Here is a 25355-nt window from a genome sequence, read left to right on the forward strand (position 1 = left end):
ATGAAGGAAATGCGCACCACCCTGCTCGCATTGGGCGCCGCTGCGGCGGCCGTGAGCTTTCACGCGCTGTATGCCCAGGATACGCCTCCGGTCGACCGGTCGCAGGACATCGGCTGGATGAACGCGCAGCAAGCCTATCTCACCAAGCTGGATGCAGCAGGTGGCTGGCGCGTGATGCCCGGCGGCCTGCGCTGGCGCTATGTCGACTATGCGGGAAGCGACGAAAAGCCGAGTGTCGAGGACACCGTGACCGTGCACTATGCGGGCACTTTCATCGACGGCACGACCTTCGACAGTTCGTTCGACCGGGCCGAACCGGCAACCTTCCCCCTCAATCGGCTGGTCAAGGCGTGGCAGATGGCGATCCCCGAGATGGGTGTAGGCGATACGATCGAGATCGCAGCACCGGCAGACCTTGCCTATGGTGCATCCGGCAAGGGCCCGATACCCGGCGGTGCGACCCTGCTGTTCAAGGTGCAATTGCTCGGCATCGAAAAGGCCGACTAATCCGGAAAGCACGCGGCGCTTGCAAAGCCGGGAGGACATGGTAGTTATGTTGACGCCGTAAACATAAGGTGCGTCATGATGGATCCTGCACTCGTTTCCCTGCTGGCCGCGTCGGTGGCATTCGTTGGCAGTCACTTCGCCCTTTCCCATCCGCTTCGCGCGTCGCTGGTCGGCACGCTGGGAGAGAATGGCTTTCGCATTCTGTATTCGCTGGTCGCGCTTGCCACATTCATCTGGGCAGCGACGGCGTTTCGCAGCGTGGGCCCGGGTGGAACGCCGCTGTGGGATGGCATGAGCGATGCGATCTGGATCGTCGTCACGATAATCATGCTGGTCGCGTCGGTTTTGCTGGCGGGCAGCTTCGTGCGCAATCCGGCCCTTCCCGATCCGCGGGCAACCCGGAATGCCGCCTTGCCCGTGCACGGCGTTTTCCACGTTACGCGGCATCCGATGATGTGGAGCTTCGCCCTGTGGGCCGCTGCCCATGTTCTGGTCAGCCCGACGCCGCGACAGTGGATCATGGCCGGCGCGATCGGCTTTCTGGCGCTCGCGGGCGCCCACATGCAGGACCGCAAGAAGCGGGCGCTGATGGGCGATGCGTGGGACGACTGGCAAAGCCGGACCAGCTACTGGCCGCGCTTCGGCAAGCTCGTGCACGCGGGCGCGGTCGCCTGGATCGGGGGCCTGCTCATCTGGCTCGGGGCCACCTATGGCCATATTCACGCCAATGGCATGCCCGCCGGTATATGGCGGTGGGTGGGCTGACTAACGCCCTTCGAACCGCGGTCGGCGTTTTTCCAGCAGGGCGTCGATGCCTTCCATGTGATCGTCGGTCAGGTGCATGAGCGCCTGCGTATTGGCCGCCATCTCGAGCGCCGTATCGTAACTGATGGATCGGCCCTGCCGCATCAGGTTCTTGGCCTGCCGCAGTGCGTGGGGCGGCATGGCAGCCACCCTGGCAGCCAACGCGCGAGCCTCATCCATCAGTGCTTCCCCCTCGACGACGCGGCTGACGAGGCCCCAGTCGAGCGCTGTAGGCGCATCGATCACGTCACCGGTGTAGAACAGCTCGGCCGCGCGCGCCTCACCAATGATACGCGGCAGGATCCAGGTGCCGCCATCGCCGGGAATGATGCCGAGCTTGAGAAAGGTAACGCCGAACTTCGCTCTGTCGGAAGCGATGCGCATGTCCGCAAGACAGGCGAGATCGCAGCCCAGCCCGATCGCTGGCCCGTTCACCGCCGCGATCAGCGGGACGCGCAGCCCGTAGAGCGCGCGCAGCACCTTGTGGATGTTGTTACGATAACCGTCCGAAATCTCCGGCGCAGTTCCGCCGAAGGTGCCTGTCCGCTCCTTCATCGCCTTGATGTCGCCGCCCGCACTGAAGGCCCGCCCCGCCCCGGTCAGGATCACGCAGCGAACATCCATGTCCGCATTGATCGCATCGCAGGCCGCCGCGAAGGCATCCCCGTCGCCCTTGGCACCGAGAGGATTCATCGTCTCGGGACGGTTGAGGGTAAGCGTGGTGACATGATCGGCGGTGTGGGTGTTGAGCAGGGTCATGGGCGGAAGGTCCTTTCGCTCACTTCCATGCCACCACCCATCCGCTTCGTCACCCCGGCCCCCGAGCCGGGATCAGACTGCCCTTGAGCGCAGCGCCGGAAGAAGCACCACCCCGCATCAACCCCGGGGTGATGAGAGCTATTGGGGCCCAATATCGAGCCATCGCCCAAAGTTGCGAATGGTGGCGGGCCACTCCATTGGCCAGTCCGGCAGATTGCTGTCGTGAAATCCGCGCTGTTCTGCCCAGTCTCGTGGCCAGTCCATCGCTATGTCATCGTCGTCGATTTTCAGATCCAGCATGAGATCGTCATCAGGGTGCGGAGTAAGTCTCGGCTCGACGTAGTATACTGCTTTTCTCCAAAGGAAGTCCGATACTTCCGGAGAACAATCCTCTTCCATCAATGCAATAAACTGTTGCCTAGTCGGGTTGGGACGGGTGGCTGCGACGCGTCGATGCGCCCTTCGAATGCTCCAAAACCCATACAGCATAGCGATGCTGAGCCCAAAAATGACCAACAATGTGACTGCGAGCCATTCAGGAATGCCAAGCAACGCCCCCACGATGCGCTAACTCAAGCCCGAGCCTCTTCCACGCCGGCGCTGTTGTGACGTAGCGCGTTAAGCACCGTATCGACGATGTGCGGCGCGTTGAGGCCTGCCTCGTCATACTGCTTGTCAGGATCGTCCTGGTCCTGGAAAATGTCAGGCAGACGCATGGTGCGCACCTTGAGCCCCGCGTCGGTCAGACCTTCGTCGCTGGCAAAGGTCAGCACATGCGCGCCGAGGCCGCCGATGGCGCCTTCCTCTACCGTCACCACAACCTCGTGGCTGCGCATCAGCTTCTCGATCAGCGCGGTATCCAGTGGCTTGGCAAAGCGCATATCGGCCACCGTGGTCGAAAGGCCCTTGGCCTCGAGCTGATCGGCGGCCTTCTTGGCTTCTTCCAGCCGGGCACCGAGCGAAAGGATGGCGACCTTGGTGCCTTCACGCACCACACGGCCCTTGCCGATTTCGAGCTTTTCCAGCTGGTCCGGAATTGCCACGCCCGTACCGCTACCGCGCGGGTAACGGAAGGCGATCGGGCCATCGTCATACTCGGCCGCCGTGTAGGTCATGTGGGCCAGTTCCGCCTCGTCGGCGGCGGCCATGACCACGAAATTGGGCAGGGTGGCGAGATAGGTTACATCGAAGCTTCCCGCGTGGGTGCAGCCATCGGCACCGACCAGCCCGGCGCGGTCGATGGCGAAGCGTACGGGCAGGTTCTGGATGGCCACGTCATGCACGACCTGATCGTAGGCGCGCTGCAGGAAGGTGGAATAGATAGCCGCGAAGGGTCGCATTCCCTCGGCTGCGAGACCAGCCGCGAAGGTCACGCCATGCTGTTCGGCAATGCCGACATCGAAGGCCTTGTCCGGATGCGCCTTGGCGAATTTATCGACGCCCGTTCCGCTGGGCATGGCAGCGGTGATCGCACAGATGCGCGGATCGTCGTTCGCCAGCTTGGCCAGCGTTTCGCCGAAGACGTTCTGATAGGCGGGCGGGCCGCCCGTCGATTTCTTCTGTTCGCCGGTGACGACGTCGAACTTGGCGACGCCGTGGTACTTGTCGGCGCTGTTTTCGGCGGGGGCATAGCCCTTGCCCTTCGTAGTCACGACATGGATCAGGACCGGGCCCTGTTCGCTGTCCCGCACGTTTTCCAGCACCGGGATGAGATGATCGAGATTGTGCCCGTCGATCGGGCCGACGTAGTAGAACCCAAGTTCCTCGAACATCGTCCCGCCGGTCACCATGCCGCGGGCGTATTCTTCCGCCTTCTCGAGACCGCCCCAGACCCTTCGGCCCATCTTGCGTGCGATGCGCGATGCCATCGAGCGCAGACCGAGATATTCGCTGCTGGACACCATGCGCGCGAGATAGGCGGACAGGCCGCCTACCGGCGGAGCGATCGACATGTCGTTGTCGTTGAGGATCACGACCAGCCGGTTGCCTGCCTGTTCGGCATTGTTCATCGCTTCATAGGCCATGCCGGCGCTCATCGCGCCGTCACCGATCACGGCGATGCCGCGCCCCGGGCGGTTCTGCATCTTGTTGGCCATGGCAAAGCCCAGCGCAGCCGAAATCGAGGTCGAGCTGTGCGCAGCACCGAACGGGTCGTATTCGCTTTCCGCGCGCTTGGTGAAGCCGCTGAGCCCGCCGCCCTGGCGCAGGGTGCGGATACGGTCGCGGCGCCCGGTCAGGATCTTGTGCGGATAGCACTGGTGCCCGACGTCCCAGACCAGCTTGTCTTCCGGCGTATTGAAAACATAGTGGATCGCCGTGGTCAGTTCGACCACGCCCAGACCCGACCCCAGATGGCCACCGGTCTGGCCGACGGCGTCGATCATTTCGGCACGTAATTCGTCGGAGAGTTGCCGCAACTGGTCCTTGCCGAGCTTGCGGAGATCGTCTGGGGTATTGACCGTATCGAGCAACGGCGTCTTCGGGCGACTTGTCATAACACGTCGCTCTACACCCACATCACGCGGCTGTCGACAAACGGCTGGTCGCTAGTGGCGACCAGCGCGCCGCCACATGTCAGCCGGCGCAATCGTCGCACAGACCGCGCAGCTCGACCACGGGGCGCACATCGGTAAACCCTGCATCCTTGCCCGCATCGCGCAGGGCGCCGGTCACCCGGTCGTCGTCGATATGCGTGGCTTTTCCGCAATCGTCGCAGATCAGGAAGATGCAATCGTGCCTGCAGCCGGGATGGGTGTTCACGAGATAGGCGTTGGCGCTTTCGATCCGGTTGGCCAGATTGGTCCGTACGAACAGGTCGAGGATGCGGTAGACGCTGTTGGGCGCCACCCGCTTTCCGCGCGAGCGCGATAGATTATCGGCAATGTCGTAAGCGCTGGCCGGTTTGTCGTGCTGGGCCAGTTCTTCGAAGACGGACTGGCGCATGCCGGTCCATTGTTCCCCGCTGCCTGTCAGCGTCGTGCGGGCGGCGTCGATCAGAGCGTCGCCTTCGTGTTCCTTGTGGGAATGTACATGTCCAGCCATGCGCCAAAAGGTAGGGCGCGGCGCGCCCCGGCGCAAGCTAGTCGCGCTGGAAGCTCGCGGAATAGACCCCGGGGTACATGGCTTTCAGTGCCTTCACCTTGGGTGCATCCCAGCGCACGATATACCCGTTGCGCGGATTTCGAACCATGAAGTCCTGATGATAGGTTTCTGCCGGGTAGAAAGCCTGCGCGCGCTCGATCTTGGTGACGATCGGCTTCGACCACAGGCCCGCGCCTTTCAACTGCGCGATATAGGCCTTGGCGACGGCATTCTGTTCGGCCGACATCGGCACGATGGCGCTGCGATACTGGGCACCGGTATCCGGACCCTGGCGATTGAGCTGCGTCGGGTCGGCAACGACCGAGAAGAAGATGCGCAGCAACTGATCGTAACGGATCACCTTGGGGTCGTAGGTGATCTTCACCGCTTCGGCGTGATCGGTAATGCCGCTGGACACCAGATCGTAACTGGCCTGGCGTTCCGTACCACCATGATAGCCCGAAACGGCGCTTTTCACGCCCTTCACATGGCTGAACACTGCCTCCACGCCCCAGAAGCAGCCTCCTGCGAAGATCGCGGTCTTCAACCCGCTTTCCTTGGCAACACGCTCCGCCTGCGGCGCATTGACCGTCGCTTCGGCGGCAATGGCCGGTTGCTGGCAGGCGGAAGCCGCCAGCGCCAGCGCAAGACCGGCGAATGTCGCCCGCATACGCATCAAAGTATCGCTGCGATCAGTTGCGGCACGGCGGAGAGGATTTCTCCGCTGTTCACAAGCAGGATGGCAACGGCGCCGGCGCCGAAGCCGATGCCGAAATTGCGATAGAGGTCGGGAGTAAAGAGGCTCATGGGGGGTTCTTTCGTCAACGTGTCCCACATGGTTACACACGCTGCCATTGCAACGCGCTTAATGCGTCCGTCGTCGTATATTCAGCTTCGTTTATCGAACGGGCCGGCTCAGTGCCGGAAGTGGCGCATCCCGGTAAAGACCATGGCGAGGCCATGCTCGTCGGCTGCGGCAACCACCTCGTCGTCACGGATGGAACCACCCGGCTGGATGATCGCGGTGGCCCCCGCCTCGGCGGCGGCCAGCAGACCGTCTGCGAAAGGGAAGAACGCATCCGACGCCACCGCGCTACCGACCGTGCGTGACTTGTCCCAGCCGTATTTCTCTGCAGCTTCCGCAGCCTTCATGGCCGCGATACGGCTGGAATCGCGGCGGTTCATCTGGCCTGCGCCGATACCGGCGGTGGCGCCGTCCTTAGCATAGACGATCGCGTTGGATTTCACGTGGCGGGCCACGGTCCAGGCGAACAGGCAGTCCTTCAGTTCCTGCTGCGTCGGCTGCCGCTCGGTCACGACTTTCAGATCGGCCTCGCTGATCGCGCCATTGTCCCGCGTCTGCACCAGGAGGCCGCCCGTGATCGGCTTGACCAGCAGACCGCCGCGCCGCGGATCGGGCAGATCGCCCGTGACAAGAAGGCGCAGATTCTTTTTCCTGGCAAAGACAGCCTGCGCTTCTTCGCTTACCGATGGCGCGATCACGACTTCGGTGAAGATTTCGCAGATCGCTTCGGCAGTCGGCCCATCCAGTTCGGTATTGACCGCAACGATCCCGCCAAAGGCCGAAACGCTGTCGCAGGCGAGCGCTTCGTTCCATGCCTCGAGGAGGCTGGACCCCTGCGCCACGCCGCAGGGGTTCGCGTGCTTGACGATGATCACGGCAGGTTCGCCGCCGGCGAATTCGGCGCAAAGCTCCAGCGCGGCATCGGCATCGTTGTAATTGTTGTAGCTGAGTTCCTTGCCCTGCAGCTGCTCCGCCTGCGCGATACCGTGGCCATGCGGACCGGCGGGCGTATAGAGCGCTGCTTTCTGATGCGGGTTTTCGCCATACCGCAGTTCCACCGGCGCGCGGCCGTTGACGGCCAGGAAATCGGGGAAGAGCTGCTGCTGATCGGCAAAGGCGAACCACTGGCTGATCATCGAATCATAAGCGGCAGTCGCGGCAAAGGCCTTGGCCGCGCATTTGCGGCGGAAATCCAGCGACGTCGCCCCGGACGCTTCGAGTTCGCCCACAAGCGTATCGTAATCGGCGGGATCGGTGACGATCGTGACGAACTGGTGGTTCTTGGCGGCGCTGCGCACCATGGACGGTCCGCCGATATCGATATTCTCGATGATTTCGTCCCGCTCCGCACCCTTCGCGACTGTGGCTTCGAAGGGATAGAGATTGACCACGACGAGATCGATGGCACCGATTTCGTGCTCTTTCATGGCTGCGGCATGCTCGGAATTGTCGCGTACCGCCAGCAATCCGCCATGGACCATCGGGTGCAGCGTCTTCACGCGCCCATCCATCATCTCGGGAAAACCGGTCAGATCGGAAACGTCCCGCACCTCGAGACCCGCATCGCGCAGGGCCCTGGCGGTACCGCCGGTCGAAACCAGTTCCACATTTTTCGCCGCGAGCGCCTTGCCCAGATCCACCAAGCCGGTCTTGTCGGACACCGAAAGCAGTGCCCGCTTGATCGCCACGTCGGTCATGAATTTCTATCCCATGCGTTTGAGCAGCCAGGGGAAGCGACCCCCGCTGCGCGATGTCAGTCCTTCGACGACAAGCTGCTTCGTGGCCCGCGGGCGGCCTTGCCCGTCGACCCAGAGGCTGTCCTCGATCGCGATTTGCGCCTCGCCGCTATCGCCTCCGAGCCGGAATTGCCAGTAGCTTCCGTCCGGCAGGGCAAGCCCTGCGCCGCGCATGTCGTCCGACAGCCCGGCATCGATGCCGTGACCCAGGTGGAACCGGATCGCAAAGGCGATCTTGCCGCGCTTGCCCTGGCGGCCCGATGGTTCAAGAACGTCTTCACCCGACAGGCCGGAACCGTCCGCGCCCAGCAGCAGCGTACGCCGGTGGATCAGGCCATATCGCGCAGCATAGCCATTGTGCGAAGCCTCGAGGCGCACGGCATCGCGTCCCTTCTGCTTCACCACGTTACGGGCAATATCCACTTCCTCTACGCCCTTGCCGATCTGCCCCTTGATCAGCACGGCGGTGGAATTGGCATCGTCGAGCACCAGCGTCGAATGGGCGGCCGTGCCGCGCAGGCCCTGCTCGATCCGCACCGGCACCTGCCCTCCGGCAAGTTCGGATCCGCCGCAATTGACGATGATGCGCTGTTCGCCGTGCGAAAATTCAAATGCCAGGGTGGAAGCGCAGCCGTGCCGTGCATGCCGCGCCCGCGGCGGCGGCGCGGCATCGAACACCAGCACCGCCCTGCCCGCATCGGCGCGCTGATAGCCCCAGTACCGGCTGTCCTTGATCGGGCGCGTGCGCACGCCGCTGGCGCGGATCAATGCATCGACCTGCTGGCCAGAAGTTGCACCTGCGCCCTGCCAGCTACCCAGTGCGCGATCGCTCATCCGCAGCGTCAGCAAGGGGGGCACCAGCAGGCCAAGCATCGTTTCCAGTGCCGGCGGTGCGTCGCGGTCGACAGCTTCGTAACATGCCCGCAGGTCAACCAGCAGCGCGATCGCTTCCATTTGCGCCAGTGGGCTGCGCGACAGCACGCCGCCGTCCTCGCTCACCAGCTCCCCCAGCGCGCGCAGCAGGCCCGCTTCGCCGAACAGGCGGCGCGGGCGGCCATCGGGCAGCAGCAACCCGGCGGCAACGATGGCGCACCAGCCTGCGACCTGCCCCAGTCGATCTTCCGCACGGGCCACTTCACGGTCGAGGAAGCGCGCGGTCGCCTCCATCGATTCGAGCGCGCGCGAACGCAGACGGGCATCGCCCGACAGAATCAGCGGCGCCCCGACCAGCCATGCCATCAGCCTCAGACCGGCATGCTCGACCGTCCATGCCGGGCCTTTGGCGGGCACCGGATTGGCCTTCAGCCAGCGCGCAAGCAAGTCCTGCCCGATCGCGGCGCAATCTTCCCGCGGAGCGCAGGCGCCAAGGTCGCGCAACCAGGTAAATCCCTGCACCGCGCGCTGGACGGGCGGGGTAAGCTGGGCGTTGCTGGAGAAATCGACCTTGCCGACCGGAACCTTCAGCCCATGAACCAGGAATTGTCCGGCCCTCAGCGCCACACCCGCTGCGCGGTCGCCCTGAAGCGGGCTGACGACCGTCGCCAGCAGGCGCGGCGCCGCAGGCTTGCGCAGCGGTGCGGCCAGAACGGAACCGGGCACGCCCAGGCGATAGGCCCAGCGCACCATGCCATCCACCGGGCCGGTGCGGGGCGGCTGGAAGTCTGCCAGAACAAGGGTCCGCGCGGATTCGAGCGGGACCGTCTCGGGCCGTTCGGGCACCGTCTTTTCCACCAGGGGTTCGTCCATATCGGATAAGGGCAATGCAGGGGCATCGCCATTGTCCAGAGCGCGCCGATCCTCGCGCAGGAGAGTGCGCGCGCTGTCTGTCATGATTGTCCCTTCAATGCCGCGATATTGGCAGCGTAACGGTCCGGCCCGCCCTTGAAGGTGGCCGAACCTGCAACAAGAACATCGGCCCCCGCATCGACGCAGAGCCGCGCCGTTTCGGCATTAACCCCGCCGTCCACCTCGAGGTGGATCGCGCGGCCGGTCCGGTCGATCATCTTCCTGATCGCTTCGACCTTCTTGAGCTGCGAATGGATAAAGCTCTGCCCGCCGAACCCGGGATTGACGCTCATCACCAGTACGAGATCGACCTCGTCGATGAGGTAGTCGAGCATCTTGGCCGGTGTGCCCGGATTGAGCACGACGCCGGGCCTAGCACCGGCGGCGCGAATTGCCTGCAGCGTGCGATGGATATGCGGGCCCGCTTCGGGATGGACGGTAATGAAATCGGCCCCCGCTTCGGCGAAGGCATCGATATAGGGATCGATCGGCGAAATCATCAGATGGACGTCGAAGGGCTTGTCCGTATGCGGACGCAGCGCCTTCACGACAGCCGGGCCGATGGTGATGTTGGGCACGAAATGCCCGTCCATCACATCGACGTGAATCCAGTCTGCACCCGCCTTGTCGATGGCGCGCACTTCCTCGCCCAGCGCGGCAAAATCGGCGGAAAGGATCGAAGGGGAAATCAACGGGGTGGTCATGCGGGCGCTTTTGCCTTGGTCGCGTGTGAGCCTTGGCTCGCCCTACGCGCGCGAAACGAGTGTTAACAAGCAAGGGTGATGGCCTTTTCCACACCGCTCGCACGCAATGCGCAATCCCGCTTCTGCCGAAACGGGGTAGCATGAACGATGCTTGCGCCGAAAATTCAGCCGCAATTCAGCGCAATCTGTTAGAACGCGCGATATATCGGGGGGTCGAGGATCCCTCATGCCCGGTAGCCAATGCACCGGCTCGCACACAGTTGAAGACGGATCTTTTTTATGAATCGCAACCTCATCGCCACCACCGGCATCGCTGCGCTCGCCCTGACGGCACTGGCTGCACCGGCACCGGCCGACGCGCAATATCGCCAGACGATCAGCCATGATCCAGCGAAATGCGCCAGCGGCAAGGGGCCCGCGGTGCGCGTCACGATTACCGACATCAAGGAAAGCGGCGGCATCATTCGCGTGCAGAGCTATCGCGGGACGAAGGAAGACTGGCTCGAAAAGGGCAAGTGGATCTACCGCATGGAAGCGCCCGCAAAAGCCGGCACGATGACCTTCTGCATGCCGGTTCCCAAGCCCGGCGTTTACGGGATCGCCGTACGCCACGACGTGAACGGCAATGGCAGCACCGACATCTTCAAGGATGGCGGGGCCATGTCGAACAACCCGAGCATCAACATCTTCAATCTCGGCAAGCCGAGCTACAAGAAGACGGCCTTCAACGTCGGCTCGGGCGTCGAATCGATCTCGATCCGGATGCGCTACCGCTAGGCGCGGCGCTTGCGCCACAGCTCGACCAGCGCCCCGGGCGCGGCGAGCAGGGGATGCCGGGCCCTGAACGGTGTGACCTCCAGCGCAATGCCGGTATGCCGCTGGAGCTTCCAGGCGGCATAATCGGCTGCGCCGTCGAAAGTCGTCGTAGCCTTGGCGAGGCGCAACAGGTTGAGCGGCTTGCCCAGCCGGGCGCGTCTGCTCCACCATTTCAAGACACGGCGGCGTTCGGCACTGTTCGGCAGGGGCTCGAACAGTCCGTTCATACGTTTGAATCGCATGCCTCCCGCACTCCATGCGATCGGCAGAAGCCCGTCGAAATGCTCCGCATTGACCTCCAGGATGGAATTTTCGCGCCCCGGCTTCTCTACCCGGAACTCGGCCTTGTACGTCGCGCGAAACAGGGCACGCCAGTAATCGTCCGCCGTTCCGCGCGCCGGACCAACCACGGCGGCAAGCCTGCCTGCGGTAACCGCCGCAGCGCATAACGCCTGCGTAACCTCGGCTCGCGCCTCCTCGTTTGCCTGCCAGACAAGCGCCGACGGCTGCACGAACCGCGCCCAGATCGTGGTGTCGCGCGAGAGGCCCTTGGCGGCATTTGCGAATTGCCTGAGCGACATCGTCGCGATCTTCGCCCGCAAACGCTCGCCCGCATGATCCCACTCGCGATAGCTCACGCGCGGCCAGATCCGCTCCCGCTGGGGAGCGGGCAGCAGGATGTAGAAATCGAGTACGCCCTCGAGCGATCCGGTTCTCAGGTTGGAGCCGTAAAAAAGGACCGCGAGCGCCCCGGCCTCTTCGCCGAGGCGCTTCGCAAAGGCGGCGACCTCATCGCGTACCGATCGATCGAGCGATGCGCCGATCCGCTGCGAAAGATCGCCGTTCACACGCTGACGAAGGTAAGTTCGGGCCCCTGTTCGATCCGGTAACGGCCGGGAGGGAAGGCCTCGCCATCGAGAATGACCCGCTCGCCGACGTCCAGCGCCAGACCCTCGGCATCGAGCTGGTGAAGCCCGGCGTCCGCCAGCCAACCGGGCCGCCAGCCCATCAGGATCGCAGGCATGCTGGCGAGCAGACGCCGCCTGGAATGATCGAGCAAAGCCAGCTTGAGACCGGGACGGGGCTTTCCGAAGAGATGAATCCCCATCGGCATGCGCGTCAGCGTAGACGCCAGGAAGACGCTGCGACGGTTAACGTCACCATATCCGGAATGAGGCACCGGTTTGCCAGAAGGCAGATAATGGAGTCGCATTTCGGTGCCGCGGCGCCATTTGTTGCGATCGGTACCGAACAGGGCCTGAAGAATGCCCCAGACGCTCGCCGCACCGACGGCAAGGCTGTTGAAGAAGCCGAGCGAATGCGCATCCTGCCCGGCATCGACACCGTGTGTGAAGGCACCAGCCCCGATGATAAAGCCAAGCATGGCCGGACCGTCATCACCCTCGCGGCTGATCGCAAGCGGCCGCCGCACTATCCGGCGCCCGGACGAATAGGCTGCTATCGCCCCTTCCAGGGTCCAGTCGACCGGAGCACCCAGATCCACATTCAACGCATTGGTCTTGCCTTTGGGCAGGACGGCAATGGCCGGCCAGCGATCGCCGAAAACCGTCTGCCCCATGGTCAGCACGTCGCGGACAGTTCCGTCGCCGCCGCTTATCACGAGGAAATCGATACCATCGCGCGCGAAGTCGGCCAGCGCATGAGCGATATCTTCGCGCGCACGCGGCTGAACGACGGTGATATTGCCCGAGGCGGTGCAGGCAAGGTCCTGGCCTTTGTTGCGATGGCTGCGCGGATTGTAGATGACGCCGATACGCGGCGTGTAAACACGATAGGCGCCGGACCTTCCATGCGGCCTGGGAGCCGGCATCGCGGTCTGCCGCAGGGGCAGGCTGTCAAAATTGTAGATTAGCCGGTCCATGAGCCTTGTACCTAAATCGCGCCCTTCGGCGCTACCTAGGGTATTTTCCGAAAATTGTAATGGTCTAGTGGTAATCCGGGCAGTCATGGACGGGCCGGTTGCCCCGCCAGAATCATCTGGCCAAGCCCGCTGGCCAGTCTTAGGCTCGGCTGCAGATGAACCGTCAAGCCAGCAATTCCACGCGAGAGCAGTGCGCCCGCGCCACCCCGACGATCGCGTCGCACTACCGATGATCAGCTACGACGAGGCCTTGGCCCGCCTGATCGGCGCAGTGCAATCATTGCCTGGCGAAGCGATTGGCCTGGACGCGGCCGAAGGGCGGACCCTCGCGAAACGGGTCGTTGCGGCTATCGACGCCCCAAGAGCCGATGTGTCGGCCATGGATGGTTATGCCGTTCGCATGGCCGAGGCACGGGCGGGTGACTGGCTGAACCTCGTCGGAGAAGCGGCAGCCGGTGCCCCTTTCGGGGGGGACATGTCCTCTGGCGAAGCCGTGCGTATATTTACCGGAGCCTATGTGCCCACAGGTGCCGACTGCGTCGTGATGCAGGAATATGCCGAGCGGAATGGAGATCGGGTCCGGTTTCGCGAAGGGTTCGGACCGGCGCGCCACATCCGAAAACGCGCCGGCGATTTTGCGAAGGGCGCGACCGTGCTGGAGGTCGGCCAGCGATTGACGCCCCGCGCGATGGTTGCCTTGGCCGGGGCCGACATCGCCGGGATCGAAGTCACCCGCCGGCCCAAGGTGGCCGTCGTTGCAACCGGAGACGAGCTGGAACAGCCGGGCTCGGCACATCTGTCGCCCCATGGCCTGCCCGAATCCGGCAGTTACGGAGTGGGTGCGCTCGCGATGTCCTGCGGCGCGACGCTCGCGGAGCGGATGCGTGGTCGTGACGATCTTGATGTCTTGTCCGGGTTGGCGCGGCGGGCCCTCGACATCGCCGATTGCGTGGTCATCATAGGCGGTGCCTCTGTCGGCGATCACGATCTTGCACGGCCCATGTTTGCAGGGATCGGGCTGCACGAACATTTCGCCAGGATTGCAATCAAGCCGGGCAAGCCTGTCTGGTTCGGCATGTGCGGCGACAAGCCCGTCCTCGGCCTGCCCGGCAATCCGACTTCGGCGATGGTGACGGCGCGGCTGTTCCTTGTCCCGCTGCTGGCCGCGATGCAGGGGGGTAACGGAGCAGACGAAGTGCGTTTTATGCCGCAAATCCTTGCCGCGGATCTGCCGCCGAACGGTTCTCGCGAAGCCTTCGTGCGTGCACGGGCCACCGAAGAGGGCCTTCTGCCCGCGGACAATCAGGAAAGCGGAGCGCAGGCGCCGCTAGCGTCGAGCGACTGGCTCATCCGCCGCTCGCCCAATGACGGACCATGCTCTTCCGGGCAGGTCGTGCGCGCGATCAGATTCTGACGGTCAACCACCCTGCTTTTTGGCTGACGGGATCAAAGCAGGCGGTGAGGGTCGTTGACGACCAGCGCGCTGTCATTGCGGGCCAGCGCCAGCAGGGTCAGTCGTCCTTCGCGCGCGCGCGCAATCGCGAGGCTGGACGGGGCGCTTATCGTGACCAGCATCGGGATGCCGGCACGCACGGTCTTTTCAACCAGTTCCTGGCTGCACCGCGCCGACAGAAGGACGAAACCCTCTTCATGGTTCAGCCCTTTGCGGCCCAACCCGCCGATCAGCTTGTCGAGCGCATTATGCCGACCGACATCTTCGCGCAGCAGCAAGATCTGGCCATCGAAAGAACAGAAGGCCGCGGCATGCGCGGCGCCCGTCGCTTCCCCCAGCCGCTGGTGGGAACGCATGGAGGATAGCGCCTTGTGGATCGCTGCGGGGTCGGCCACCGGCTTTGCCTGGACCGGCTCGATCGGAGCAAGCGCGGCAGCGACGGAATCGATTCCGCATATGCCACAGCTGCTTTCGGACACCCGCGTCCGTGCCCTTTCCATGATGCGTGGGAGGCTGGACGCCGGAAGGTTGGCGCGAGCGACCCAGCCTCCGCCCGTTTCGTGCAAGTCGATCGCGTCAATCTCGCCGGGACGCGCCAATCCTTCGGCCATCGCGAAACCTGCCACAAAATCTTCCAGATCGGTCGGGGTTGCCATCATTACGGCAAAGCCGACGCCGTTGAATTCTATCGCTATCGGGGTTTCCACCGGTACGATGCGCGCCGCATCCTCCACGCTCTGCGTCTTGAAATCGAGCTTTCGCAGCGCGTGAACCTCGGCTGCAAGTCCAAGTGCGGTTCCCTTTTCCAGCGCGGCCAACATTGGCGGCGTGTTGATGTTTACCGGAGGCTGGCCGCGATAGTCGACATAGCGTGCACCGCAGGCCTTGGTCCATGAAAGGACCGAGCGCTTGCCGGAACGCAGATGATCGTCCAGCGCTCCGGCAAGTTCACTCGGCCAAAGGCCGAACAGCCAGTGATCGAGCAACACTGCGGGGCCTTGGCCAGAAAGAAGACCAAGCAAACCGTCAGGAATGGGATGCGCATCGACTGGTGCGCTCAACACGGCGTCAAAGCCGTTGTCACGCGCATGAATCAGCGCAGCGCAAAGCCCGCCAAGCGGTCCCAGACCGGGCTCGGGCCAGTCCGCCAACACGTCGATATTCGCTGAAATTATCTGATTTGCACCACCGCATACCGCCACTTCTGCAGTAACGGCGGTGAGGGCGGAAATCGTGTGATCGAGCAGCCTCCGTCCTTGCCACATCGCAGCTCGCTTGTCCGAACCGAACCGTTGGCTGTGTCCTCCCGCCAGAGCGGCTCCGAGAATGCGGCGCTGCTGATATATCACGAACGGTGTTCCTTAAGAGTGAGTGCCGCAAGCTTCCAGAGTGCTCACACATCAGCGGCCGGTTGCCAACTTGCCTTGGCAACGCCATTGTTTGCAAGTGATGGATGTCCGGGAGAAATTTCCCTCTCACCGCGTTTATCATGAACCCGGAAGCCTCGCCCGTCCGACCCTAGTGCAGGCGAAGCGCGGGGAAGGAGAACCAGATGGCCGACGATACCGCAAAATCTACCGACGATCTTCCTCATTCGCCCGGCCCTGCCGGCGGCTGGGGCTCGATGAAAGGTATCGCGAGCATCTATGGCGAAACCTGGGCGTCACCCGGCGCGCTCGACGGATTGAGGCGGTTGAACAAGCCCAAGGGCGTGATGTGCGTATCGTGCGCCTGGCCCAAACCGGCCAATTATTCGGCGTTCGAGTTCTGCGAGAACGGCGCGAAGGCGACCTTGTGGGAGCTGACCAAGGATCGCTGCACGCCCGACTTCTTTTCTGCCGACGGCCATACAGTGACCGAATTGCGCGAATGGTCGGATCACGAGCTGGAGAAATCCGGCCGCCTGACCCACCCGATGAAATACGATGCCGCGTCGGATCGGTATGTCCCAATCAACTGGGACGATGCCTTCGCCCAGATCGGCGCGACACTACGCGACCTGCCGCGTGACGACGTGGTGTTTTACGCTTCCGGCCATGCGGGGCTGGAGGCTTCCTATCTCTACGCCCTGTTGGCGCGCGCGTACGGCAACAACAATCTGCCGCAAAGTTCGAACATGTGCCACGAGACGACTTCGGTCGGGCTCACCAAGGTGATCGGGTCTCCGGTCGGCACCGTTACCTTCGACGATCTGGCCGAAACCGACTGCTATTTCTATTTTGGCCAGAACCCGGGCACCAACAGCCCGCGCTTCCTGCACAATCTGAAGGATCTGAAGGATCGCGGCGGCAAGATCGTCACGTTCAACCCTGTGATCGAACAGGGGCTCGTTTCCTTCGTCGACCCGCAGAACCCTCTGGCCATGATGACGGGCAAGGAAACCATCATCTCGGACCAGTACCACCAGCTCAAGTCCGGTGGAGACGTCGCGGCGATCCTCGGCCTGTGCAAGGTCGTGGTCGAGGCCGACGATGAGGCACAGGCCGCGGAAACGCATGAAGTCATCGACCATGACTTCATCAAGCAGCACACGACCGGCTTCGACGAATTCATCGCCTGCTGCCGCGACACGAATTGGGCGGATATCGAACAGGCGAGCGGTCTCACCGAGGCGGCTCTGCGCGATGCGGCTCAGGTATATATCGACTCCGAAAAGACGATCGGCGTCTATGGCATGGGGTTCACCCAGCACACGCATGGCGCGCTCAACATCGCAATGATGGTCAATCTGCTTCTGCTGAAGGGCAATATCGGGCGGCCCGGTACGGGGTGTTGCCCGGTGCGGGGCCATTCCAATGTGCAAGGCCAGCGCACCGTCGGAATTGCCGAGAAGGCGCATCTGGTCCCGCTCGACAGGCTGAAGGAGCTGTTCGATTTCAATCCGCCGAGCAAGGACGGGATGCATATCGTCGACGCCGTGCAGGGCCTGATCGAAGGCCGTGTGCGGGGGTTCGTTTCGCTCGGGGGTAATCTCGTTCGCGCCGTTCCCGATCAGAAGCGCATGGAAGAAGGCTGGTCCAGCCAGGACATTACCGTGATGGTATCGACCAAGCTCAACCGCAGCCATCTCTTTCCGGGAAAGTCCGCCTATATCCTGCCCTGCCTCGGCCGATCCGAGATGGACGAGCAGGCGACCGGCAACCAGGCCGTTACCAGCGAAGACAGTTTCTCGATGATCAACGGATCGATCGGGCACCGTCCGGCCGCCTCACCACATCTGAAAAGCGAGCTGGAAATCGTTGCCGGCATCGCCAAGGCCACATTGGATCCAAACCCCAAGCTGAAATGGGACGCGTGGACGGCCGATTATTCGCTGGTGCGCGACCTGATCGAAGCGACCTACCCCGACGACTTTCGCGACTTCAACAAGCGGATGTTCCAGCCGGGCGGCTTCTGGCGCGGGAATCCAGCCGCCGAGCGGATCTGGAAGACCGACAGCGGCAAGGCGGTCATCACTACGCCGCCACAACTCGATTCTCTCGGTTTCAAGGACAAGCCGGGCCGTTATCGGCTGCTCACGATGCGCTCGAACGATCAATTCAATACGACAATTTACGGCTATTCCGACCGTTTCCGTGGCATCGAAGGCACGCGTGATGTCGTCTTGATGAACCCTGATGATATCGCCGAAGCCGGTCTTTCCGACGGGGATAGCGTTCGCCTTGTCGCCGATTACGACGGCGATGACATCGAGAGGCATTTGGGTGGGCTGAAGCTCGTCGCCTACAAGCTGCCGCGCGGTACGATCGCGGGCTATTACCCCGAATGCAACGTGCTGGTTCCGATCACGCATCATGACCAGATTTCGAAGACGCCGGCCTCGAAGTCGATCCCAGTACGGATTGAGGCGGCTTGACGTAAAGAGGAATACGTCTCGATCAGTGTGAGGATGAGCGCTTGATCCCCCCATGGGCGGAGGCGATTGCCAGCAGCCTCTTGCTGCTGGGTGTGACTTGCGCGATCTACATGGTCTGGGAAATGGTGCGTCATCCGCCGCAGATGGCCGTGATGCGCTATGTCTGGCCTTTATGTGCGCTTTTTTCCGGCCCTTTACTGATCTGGTTTTATCGAAGCTATGCCGGGCCGCACGCAGACGATGCGCCCTTTGCCGCGAAAGTAGCCAAAGGCACGCTGCATTGCGGCGCCGGGTGTACTCTTGCCGACCTGATTTGCGAAAACCTTGCGCACTACGTCCCGGGCGTGCTGGCCTATTTCGGGTTAGGCACGGTATTCTCTAGGGAAATCTTCGCTGTCTGGACGATGGACTATGTCTCCGCCTTGCTGACGGGCATCGTGTTTCAGTATTTTGCGATCGCCCCGATGCGCGACCTGTCGGTTGGCGAGAGCGTAATGGCGGCTGCAAAAGCCGATGTGCTGTCGCTCACAAGCTGGCAGGTCGGGATGTACGGCTTGATGGGCCTTGTCCACTTCATCCTGTTTCCCGCATTTGTCGGTGACAAAGTCGATGCGGGAAGTCCGGTCTTCTGGGCCGCCATGCAGATGGCCATGTTGGCCGGGTTTGCCTCAGCCTATTTCCCGAACTGGTTCTTGATCCGGTCTGGACTGAAAGAGGAAATGTGACTGCGCCGGGGGTGCAGGGCGATGGGCCACTGCTTGCTTCAAGTGCCTGACGCGGTCAACGCGGTTGCGCTTCATGCATCGCCGCACCCGTGTCGTGCATTCGGCCGCTGAGGTCCGACATGATGTACCAGGTTCCGCCAGCCATGATGACCAGCAGGGTGGCCGAAAACAGCACCAGCAGCAGGTCTTCTCTCGATTGCCCGCCGGAGAAGCTGAGGTGGAGGAAATTTCGCATGTGTACTACGATCTGCAAGATAGCCGCAGCACAGATACAGGCGATCTTCCATCGCAGAGGAAGATTCGACATTGCGGCAGCAAACGCCCCCACCGTCAGCAGCAAGCTGGCCGTGAAGCCGATGGCATAGCTTCTGATTTCGCTACCCGCACTGTCCTGCGGGTCGAGCTCTCCGGTGTTGGGCTTGGTCATGCGAGCGGCACCAGGAATACGAGGGAAAAGATCCCGACCCAGATGAGATCGAGGAAATGCCAGAACACACCCAGCATCGACAGGCGCACCTTCACCACATCGTCGAGACCGCGTGTCGCAATCTGCGCGATCATCGCGAATATCCACAAGATGCCCGACAGAACATGGACGCCGTGCAGGCCTACCAGCGTCCAGTAGGAACTGAGCCAGCCGCTGACCTGCGGCGTGCCGCCCTTCCCGGCCTGCGTGATGAAATCCTTCACCTCGAAAAACAGGAAGCCAGCGCCGAGCGCAGCGCACAGCAATAACCATGCAGCCACTTTGCCGCGGCCCTGGTCGTATTTCACAGCGAGCGAGACGCCCCCGTAGGCGGCACCGCCGACGAGGAGGAAGGCCGTCTGGATCGCGACGCTCTTGATATCGAACAGGTCCTGCGGGCCGGGTCCCCCGGCCATTCCGATGGGATCGAGGTAGGAGGCATATGAGGCGAACAGGATACCGAAGATGATGAGGTCGCTCATCAGGAATACCCAAAAACCGAACACCGTGGTTTCGGCCTGATCGTGCGCTTCCCCGTGCCCGTCGCCTAGGTTCAGCCCGGGATAGAGACTGGTTTCACTCATCCGGCAAACTCCGAAAGGTCGGGGACCCCGCGATTGCGTTCGGTTTCCTCATCGGCGCGAGTTGCGGGTGCGAAGCTGGCCACTTGCTGGCGGAACCGCCGGTCCGCTAGCTCGACCTCTGCTGCTTTGACGATCCTGGGCTCGATCACGCGCATGGCCCGTAAGGCTACGATGGCGGGGATCGCCAGAAAGCTCAGTACTGCCAGCCACCAGATGTGCCACACCATCGCAAAGCCGAGGCCGAAGGAGGCGCCTGCTATCAGCAGGCCGTGCGCCGTATTGGCGGGCATCTCGATATCGCGATACTCGTCGGGGGCTCTCCAGGGATCGCCAGCGCGCTTGCATTCGCCCCAGTCGTCGCGCGCGGTGACATGCGGGATGCGCGGGAATGTCCACTCCGGCACTGGCGCGGGGGTCGACCATTCGAGCGTCGAGCCGTTCCACGGATCGCCCCCCGGTACCGCCAGAGCGTCGCGGTTGCGATAGCTGGTCCAGAAAGTCCAGGCGAGGCTGGCCAGAGCACAAAGCATAAGAACGCCACCGAAGGCGGCAATATACATCCACGGCATGAAGTCCGGGTTCTGGAACGTCGGCGAGCGGCGCGGCATGCCCATCAGGCCCAATACGTAGAGCGGCATGAAGGTGAAGACGAAACCACCGACGAACAGGAAGGCTGTGCGACGCCCCCACCTCTCGCTGAGCCGAAAGCCGAAAGCCTTTGGAAACCAGTAATGGATGCCTGCCAGCATGCCGTAGAGCACGCCGGGAATGATGACATTGTGGAAGTGCGCGACGAGGAATGTCGAGTTGTGAACCTGATAGTCGATCGATGGGTTGGCCAGAATGATGCCCGACAGCCCGCCGATGACGAACAGCAGGAAGAAGCCGGTCAGATACACGATCGGCGCCGTCACCCGGATACGCCCGCGCCACATCGTCGCCATCCAGTCATATATCTTCACACCTGTCGGAATGCCGATGATCATTGTCGCGATGCCGAAGGCGATGTTGACGCCCGCGCTCTGCCCCATGGTGAAGAAGTGGTGGAGCCAGACTGTGAAGCTGATCACCGCTATACTCATGCTGGCAATTACCAGCGAGGTGTAACCGTAAAGCCGCTTGCCCGAATAGGTCGAGCTGATTTCCGAGAAGACACCGAAGGCAGGAAGGATCAGGATGTAGACTTCCGGGTGGCCGAACATCCAGAAGATGTTGGCGTAATTCATCATGTTGCCACCGGCATCATTGGTGAAGAAGTGGAAGTCGGCATAGCGATCCAGCGCCAGCATCGCACTCGACACGGTGAGTGCGGGCATCGCGTAGATCAGCATGATCGCGACGCACAGGCTGGTCCAGCAGAACAGCGGCATGCGCATGAAATGCATGCCCGGCGCGCGGCTCTTGAAGATGGTTACGGCGAAATTCATGCCGGTCAGTGTCGATCCCATGCCCGAGATCAGGATCGCCCACAGCCAATAGTCGACGCCCTCACCGGGGCTGAAATCGATGCCGGTATAGGGCGGATACATCGTCCAGCCGCCCGTACCGAACTTGCCGACCAGCAGCGAGATCATGACCAGTGCCGCCCCGGTAGCGGTCAGCCCGAGGCTCACCTGATTGAGCACGGGGAAGGCCATGTCGCGCGCGCCCAGCTGCTGCGGCAGCACGAAATTGATGAGGCCGATCAGCAGTGGCATGGCGACGAAGAAAATCATGATCGTGCCGTGCGTGCTGAACAGTTGCGCGAAATGGTCGGGCGCGACGAGGCCGCCTTCCTGTTTGGTCAGAGTACCGAGCGCCGTGGTCTGATGCGCCCGCATCACAAAGCCTTCGATGATGCCGCGTGCCATCATGATTAGCGCGAGCGCGATGTACATGATGCCGATCTTCTTGGCATCGGCGGAGGTCAGCCAGTTGCGGTAAAGCGGCCCCCACCAGCGCATCCAGGTCAGCAATACAATCCCGAAGAGCGCCACCAAGACCAGCACGCTGGCGGCCCCTGCGCCCACGATCGTGCTGCTGTTCACATCTCGCAAAAGATCGGTGTAGGGCGTTACGCTCCAGTCGAGATTGCCGACGATCGGGCTTGTTTGCTGGCTCACTTGTCCGCCCCCGCCATGCCGGCTTGCGGTAAGCCGGTGCCCCCCCAACGTCCGTCGGAAGACGCTCCGCCGGGACCGTGATATTTGGCAATAATCTGCTGGAACGCATCCTCCTGCCCCAGCGTCATCATGATCGGCTCCGCACTCTTTTCGAGGCCCAGATCCGTTCGCGCGTCGGCCAGAACGGACTGTCGGCGCAGGGTAGCGTAGCTGCGTTCGTCGAGTGTCGGCCCCCTCGCCCCTTCGGCAACCCATACCGCATAATCCGACGGGGCAAGTGCGCGGACAGTAAATTTCTGACGGCCGAAACCGCTACCGTTGAACTGGGTGTTTTCGCCCTCTGCCGCGCCTGCCCGAGTGGCGGAAAAATTCAGCTTCGTCGTCATCCCCGGCATGGCGTAGATCTGTCCGGCAAGCGGAGCGATCAGAAAGCTTTGCATGACCGTGTCTGTCGTCAGCGTAATTTCTACTGGCCGCCCGACGGGAACCGCCAGTTCACCGACTGTCGCGACCCCTTCTTCGGGATAGATAAAGAGCCATTTCCAGTCGAGCCCGACGGCTTGAACTTGCAGCGGCTCTGGGCCGAGGGTTTTATAGGGATCGAGCTTTGCGGTGGAATACCACAGCCAACTAGCGAGGACGATGACGACCAGAACAGGCACACCCCACAGGGCATATTCCAGCTTCTTCGAAAACTCCCACTCAGGTGTGTAGTCGCCGCGTGGCTTTGTGTAACGATAGCGCCAGAGTATGAGGGGCACGCCGACCAGCACCGGAAGGATCACGATCATCGTAATCCCCACCACACGCAACAGATGCGAAAACTGCTCCTCGGCGACCGGGCCCATGGGCTGGAGAAAGCTCTGCTGCAGGGTGCTGGAGGCCATGGCCGACGCTGCACCCAAACACGCGAACAGGCCAATCGCCCCTAGCTTAATCCAGAACTTGGATCCCGTCCCCACTCATCGCCCCCGGAAAGCCACCTTGTATTCAGCAGCCGGGAGGTCTGACCCAGGCTGACTATCGATGCGTCACGTCCACGCTAGCATCCGATGTTCGAACTCAACTCGCTGCAGAAAGCCTGTTCTGTATAGAGATTGCCGCGTCCTGCACGCCGCCCATGTCGTCGCTTTCAAGAGCGGAACGGGCCGACTGAACATCTTCGGTCAGCCCTGCACGCATATCTTCAGGAAATTCGACGATGTTGTCGTTGATCAGACGATCAAGGTCTTCCAGGGCAACAGCTGCCTGGGCCCTGTCCAGATTGTCGGACGCAAGGCGTTGAGCAAGCGTTAGCGCTTCGGATTGCGCTTCTGACGAAGTTGCCGACCTATCTTCAAAACCCGGTTGGTCCAGCGTCGACGCTTCGGTCTGCTCTTCCTGCTGTGCCTGTGGGCTGCCACAAGCTGAGAGAGCAAAAACCAGCGGCAGGGCAAGTATCGAGTATTTCACGTTGCGGATCATTGTTTTTCCCGTCCTGTGCGAGGCATGCTCGCGTTAAATGTCGCCGCCAAGTTAGCGGCTGGGGCGTTCATCGCAAGAAATTGTTCCTGAGCAGATCGACCACTTCCCGCGCCCTGCCGTCAAGTACAGCCTTAACCCCGAACAGGGCCGTTCCGGCGACCTGCGAGGCTTCGATTTTTGGCGGCATGACCAGTTCCATCTGGTTGACCTTCACATCCAGCAGGGCTGGCCCATCGTGGCGCAACCATGCGTCCATCGCTGGCGCTAGGGCGTCCGCCGTCTCGACGTGCCACCCAGCAAATCCGCAGGCTTCGGCCAATTTGGCGAAGTCGGGATTGTGTAGGCCGGTAAAATGATCGACCAATCCTTCGACGCGCTGTTCCATTTCGACGAAGCCGAAGGAATTGTTGTGAAACACCAGAAGCTTCAGGGCGACGTCTTCCTGCACAAGGGTTAGCAGATCGCCCATCAGCATGGTCAAGCTGCCGTCACCGCACATCGCGATGACCTGACGGTCGGGATAGGCGAGTTTGGCGCCCATCGCCTGCGGCATACCGCTTGCCATCGTGCCGTGGAGCAGCGTGTTGAGAAAGCGTCTCTTGCCGTTGGCCCTCACATGCCGCAGCATCCAAACCATCGACGTGCCGGCATCCGAAACGATGATCGCGTCGTCTGCGGCCTTATCGTCGAGCATGTTGGCCACGAATTGCGGATGGATCAGAGAAGGATCGCTTTCCTCGCCTTCCTTTTCGTAGCCTTGCAGGTCTTCGTGCCACTGTGTGAGCTGCGCTTCCAGGTGGCTCGCATCAGATTTTTCCGCGACCAGCGGCACCAAGGCCGCCATCGTCGTCTTCGCGTCTCCGACAAGGCCGAGATGGATGGCGGATCTTCGCCCAAGATGCGTGGGATCGATATCGATCTGGGCGATCTTTTTGGCGTCTGGATAGTATTGAGTATAGGCAAAGTCGCAGCCGAGCGTGATCACAAGATCCGCGTCTTCCAACGCTTCCACGCCCGCCTTGTTACCGAGAATGCCGTTTACACCGACATTGTATGGATTGTCGGGTTCGAGGAATTCTTTCGCCCGCGTCGTGTGCACCATGGGCGCCTTCACCTTTTTACAGAAGGCCATGATTTCCTCGCGTGCATCGCGCGCGCCGATCCCAGCATAGACGGATACCTTGGCCGCGCCATCCACCAGCGCAGCCAGTTCGGCCATTTCGGTATCATTCGGACGGCAAACGGGATGCGGGCGGTGGACCTGCCAGTCCATTGCATCATCATCGGTTTCGGTAAACATGTCGCCATTGACGATTACGACAGCCACACCCTTTTTCGTGAGCGCAGCCTGCGCCGCCTTGGTGACGATGCGGCGCGCCTGCGAAGGATGAGAGATATATTCGCAAAAATGCGAATGCTGCTCGTAGATCTTCTTCTGGTCGACTTCCTGCGGGAAGTTAAAGCCGCTTTCGGTGCGCGCAACGTCCGACGCGATCAGCACGACCGGCGCCCCGTTGCGATGGCTTTCGTAAATGCCGTTGACGAAATGTAGCGAGCCAGGACCGCATGTGCCGGCGCAAACCGACAGCTCTCCTGTCATGTAGGATTCCCCGCCAGCGGCAAAAGCGCCGGCTTCCTCATGACGGACACCGATCCAGCGTAGGTCGCTCTTGGCCACGGCGGTGGTGAAATGATTGATCGTATCGCCAGGAATTCCGTAAACCCGCTTCGCACCTGCTTTTTCCAGTGCGTCTACCACGATCTGCGCCACATTTTTCGACATGTTCATTCCCTCGGAAGATTGGCTGTCCGGGTTGCTTTACGCG

General features: G+C 62.2%; 24 protein-coding genes. 6 read left to right on the plus strand and 18 right to left on the minus strand.

Annotated elements, in window-relative coordinates; genetic code table 11:
• The gene (locus K3177_RS01830) at positions 1 to 507 is read left to right on the plus strand and encodes an FKBP-type peptidyl-prolyl cis-trans isomerase (protein ID WP_221596647.1); all 507 of its coding nucleotides are present in this window, start codon (positions 1 to 3) and stop codon (positions 505 to 507) included.
• A gap of 75 nt (positions 508 to 582) precedes the next feature.
• Positions 583 to 1272, plus strand: coding sequence for an NnrU family protein (locus K3177_RS01835; RefSeq protein WP_345725335.1), 690 nt, complete (start codon positions 583 to 585; stop codon positions 1270 to 1272).
• Here the strand turns inward: K3177_RS01835 and K3177_RS01840 are convergent, their stop codons facing one another.
• The 9 genes from K3177_RS01840 to rpe all read right to left on the minus strand — a co-directional run bounded on the left by K3177_RS01840 (position 1273) and on the right by rpe (position 10181).
• Positions 1273 to 2070: a crotonase/enoyl-CoA hydratase family protein gene (locus K3177_RS01840; RefSeq protein ID WP_221596649.1), complete on the minus strand. Its 798-nt coding sequence runs from the start codon at positions 2068 to 2070 to the stop codon at positions 1273 to 1275.
• 138 nt (positions 2071 to 2208) lie between these two features.
• Complete coding sequence (locus K3177_RS01845; RefSeq protein ID WP_221596651.1) at positions 2209 to 2631, minus strand: hypothetical protein; 423 nt, start codon at positions 2629 to 2631, stop codon at positions 2209 to 2211.
• An 11-nt stretch (positions 2632 to 2642) separates the two neighbouring features.
• On the minus strand, positions 2643 to 4565 hold the full coding sequence (gene dxs, locus K3177_RS01850; RefSeq protein WP_221596653.1) for a 1-deoxy-D-xylulose-5-phosphate synthase: 1923 nt from the start codon (positions 4563 to 4565) through the stop codon (positions 2643 to 2645).
• 79 nt (positions 4566 to 4644) lie between these two features.
• Positions 4645 to 5112 (minus strand): Fur family transcriptional regulator, encoded by a 468-nt coding sequence (locus K3177_RS01855; RefSeq protein WP_103023910.1) that lies wholly within the window; start codon positions 5110 to 5112, stop codon positions 4645 to 4647.
• Between the two features lie 37 nt (positions 5113 to 5149).
• Positions 5150 to 5827: a peptide-methionine (S)-S-oxide reductase MsrA gene (gene msrA, locus K3177_RS01860; RefSeq protein ID WP_375246846.1), complete on the minus strand. Its 678-nt coding sequence runs from the start codon at positions 5825 to 5827 to the stop codon at positions 5150 to 5152.
• Positions 5827 to 5958 (minus strand): hypothetical protein, encoded by a 132-nt coding sequence (locus K3177_RS15420; protein ID WP_255407940.1) that lies wholly within the window; start codon positions 5956 to 5958, stop codon positions 5827 to 5829. Before K3177_RS15420 ends, msrA begins: the two co-directional genes overlap by 1 nt.
• A 108-nt stretch (positions 5959 to 6066) precedes the next feature.
• Positions 6067 to 7653, minus strand: coding sequence for a bifunctional phosphoribosylaminoimidazolecarboxamide formyltransferase/IMP cyclohydrolase (purH, locus tag K3177_RS01865; RefSeq protein WP_221596657.1), 1587 nt, complete (start codon positions 7651 to 7653; stop codon positions 6067 to 6069).
• 6 nt (positions 7654 to 7659) lie between these two features.
• On the minus strand, positions 7660 to 9522 hold the full coding sequence (locus K3177_RS01870; protein ID WP_103023907.1) for a heparinase II/III family protein: 1863 nt from the start codon (positions 9520 to 9522) through the stop codon (positions 7660 to 7662).
• On the minus strand, positions 9519 to 10181 hold the full coding sequence (rpe, locus tag K3177_RS01875) for a ribulose-phosphate 3-epimerase (RefSeq protein WP_103023906.1): 663 nt from the start codon (positions 10179 to 10181) through the stop codon (positions 9519 to 9521). Before rpe ends, K3177_RS01870 begins: the two co-directional genes overlap by 4 nt.
• Positions 10182 to 10460: 279 nt before the next feature.
• On the opposite strand from rpe, the gene K3177_RS01880 reads away from it, so the two are divergent.
• On the plus strand, positions 10461 to 10958 hold the full coding sequence (locus K3177_RS01880; RefSeq protein ID WP_221596659.1) for a DUF2141 domain-containing protein: 498 nt from the start codon (positions 10461 to 10463) through the stop codon (positions 10956 to 10958).
• Here the strand turns inward: K3177_RS01880 and K3177_RS01885 are convergent.
• Together K3177_RS01885 and K3177_RS01890 are read right to left on the minus strand one after the other, a co-directional pair.
• On the minus strand, positions 10955 to 11845 hold the full coding sequence (locus tag K3177_RS01885; protein WP_221596661.1) for a hypothetical protein: 891 nt from the start codon (positions 11843 to 11845) through the stop codon (positions 10955 to 10957). The genes K3177_RS01880 and K3177_RS01885 overlap by 4 nt on opposite strands.
• The gene (locus K3177_RS01890; protein WP_221596663.1) at positions 11842 to 12879 is read right to left on the minus strand and encodes a diacylglycerol/lipid kinase family protein; all 1038 of its coding nucleotides are present in this window, start codon (positions 12877 to 12879) and stop codon (positions 11842 to 11844) included. Before K3177_RS01890 ends, K3177_RS01885 begins: the two co-directional genes overlap by 4 nt.
• 229 nt (positions 12880 to 13108) lie before the next feature.
• Here K3177_RS01890 and K3177_RS01895 point away from each other — a divergent pair, with 229 nt between their 5' ends.
• Entirely contained in the window at positions 13109 to 14293 is a 1185-nt protein-coding gene (locus K3177_RS01895; protein WP_221596665.1) for a molybdopterin molybdotransferase MoeA, read from the plus strand.
• A gap of 32 nt (positions 14294 to 14325) precedes the next feature.
• Here the strand turns inward: K3177_RS01895 and fdhD are convergent, their stop codons facing one another.
• Positions 14326 to 15681 (minus strand): formate dehydrogenase accessory sulfurtransferase FdhD, encoded by a 1356-nt coding sequence (gene fdhD, locus K3177_RS01900; protein ID WP_221596667.1) that lies wholly within the window; start codon positions 15679 to 15681, stop codon positions 14326 to 14328.
• Positions 15682 to 15884: 203 nt separating this feature from the next.
• Here fdhD and K3177_RS01905 point away from each other — a divergent pair, with 203 nt between their 5' ends.
• Both K3177_RS01905 and K3177_RS01910 read left to right on the plus strand, forming a co-directional pair.
• Complete coding sequence (locus K3177_RS01905; RefSeq protein ID WP_221596669.1) at positions 15885 to 18188, plus strand: FdhF/YdeP family oxidoreductase; 2304 nt, start codon at positions 15885 to 15887, stop codon at positions 18186 to 18188.
• A 41-nt stretch (positions 18189 to 18229) separates the two neighbouring features.
• Complete coding sequence (locus K3177_RS01910) at positions 18230 to 18913, plus strand: DUF4396 domain-containing protein (RefSeq protein ID WP_247714188.1); 684 nt, start codon at positions 18230 to 18232, stop codon at positions 18911 to 18913.
• A 55-nt stretch (positions 18914 to 18968) separates the two neighbouring features.
• On the opposite strand, the gene K3177_RS01915 is transcribed toward K3177_RS01910, so the two are convergent.
• The 6 genes from K3177_RS01915 to K3177_RS01940 form a co-directional block, all read right to left on the minus strand.
• On the minus strand, positions 18969 to 19340 hold the full coding sequence (locus K3177_RS01915; RefSeq protein WP_221596670.1) for a cytochrome o ubiquinol oxidase subunit IV: 372 nt from the start codon (positions 19338 to 19340) through the stop codon (positions 18969 to 18971).
• On the minus strand, positions 19337 to 19963 hold the full coding sequence (locus K3177_RS01920; RefSeq protein ID WP_221596672.1) for a cytochrome c oxidase subunit 3: 627 nt from the start codon (positions 19961 to 19963) through the stop codon (positions 19337 to 19339). Before K3177_RS01920 ends, K3177_RS01915 begins: the two co-directional genes overlap by 4 nt.
• On the minus strand, positions 19960 to 22065 hold the full coding sequence (locus K3177_RS01925) for a cbb3-type cytochrome c oxidase subunit I (RefSeq protein WP_221596674.1): 2106 nt from the start codon (positions 22063 to 22065) through the stop codon (positions 19960 to 19962). Before K3177_RS01925 ends, K3177_RS01920 begins: the two co-directional genes overlap by 4 nt.
• Positions 22062 to 22952, minus strand: a complete 891-nt coding sequence (locus K3177_RS01930) for a cytochrome ubiquinol oxidase subunit II family protein (RefSeq protein WP_221596676.1) — start codon at positions 22950 to 22952, stop codon at positions 22062 to 22064. The genes K3177_RS01925 and K3177_RS01930 overlap by 4 nt, the downstream gene beginning before the upstream one ends.
• A gap of 175 nt (positions 22953 to 23127) precedes the next feature.
• The gene (locus K3177_RS01935; protein ID WP_103023898.1) at positions 23128 to 23529 is read right to left on the minus strand and encodes a hypothetical protein; all 402 of its coding nucleotides are present in this window, start codon (positions 23527 to 23529) and stop codon (positions 23128 to 23130) included.
• Positions 23530 to 23596: 67 nt separating this feature from the next.
• The gene (locus K3177_RS01940) at positions 23597 to 25312 is read right to left on the minus strand and encodes a thiamine pyrophosphate-dependent enzyme (RefSeq protein ID WP_221596678.1); all 1716 of its coding nucleotides are present in this window, start codon (positions 25310 to 25312) and stop codon (positions 23597 to 23599) included.
• Between the last annotated feature and the right edge of the window lie 43 nt (positions 25313 to 25355).

Origin of the sequence: Qipengyuania pacifica (assembly GCF_019711555.1) — a bacterium.
Lineage (GTDB): Bacteria > Pseudomonadota > Alphaproteobacteria > Sphingomonadales > Sphingomonadaceae > Qipengyuania > Qipengyuania pacifica.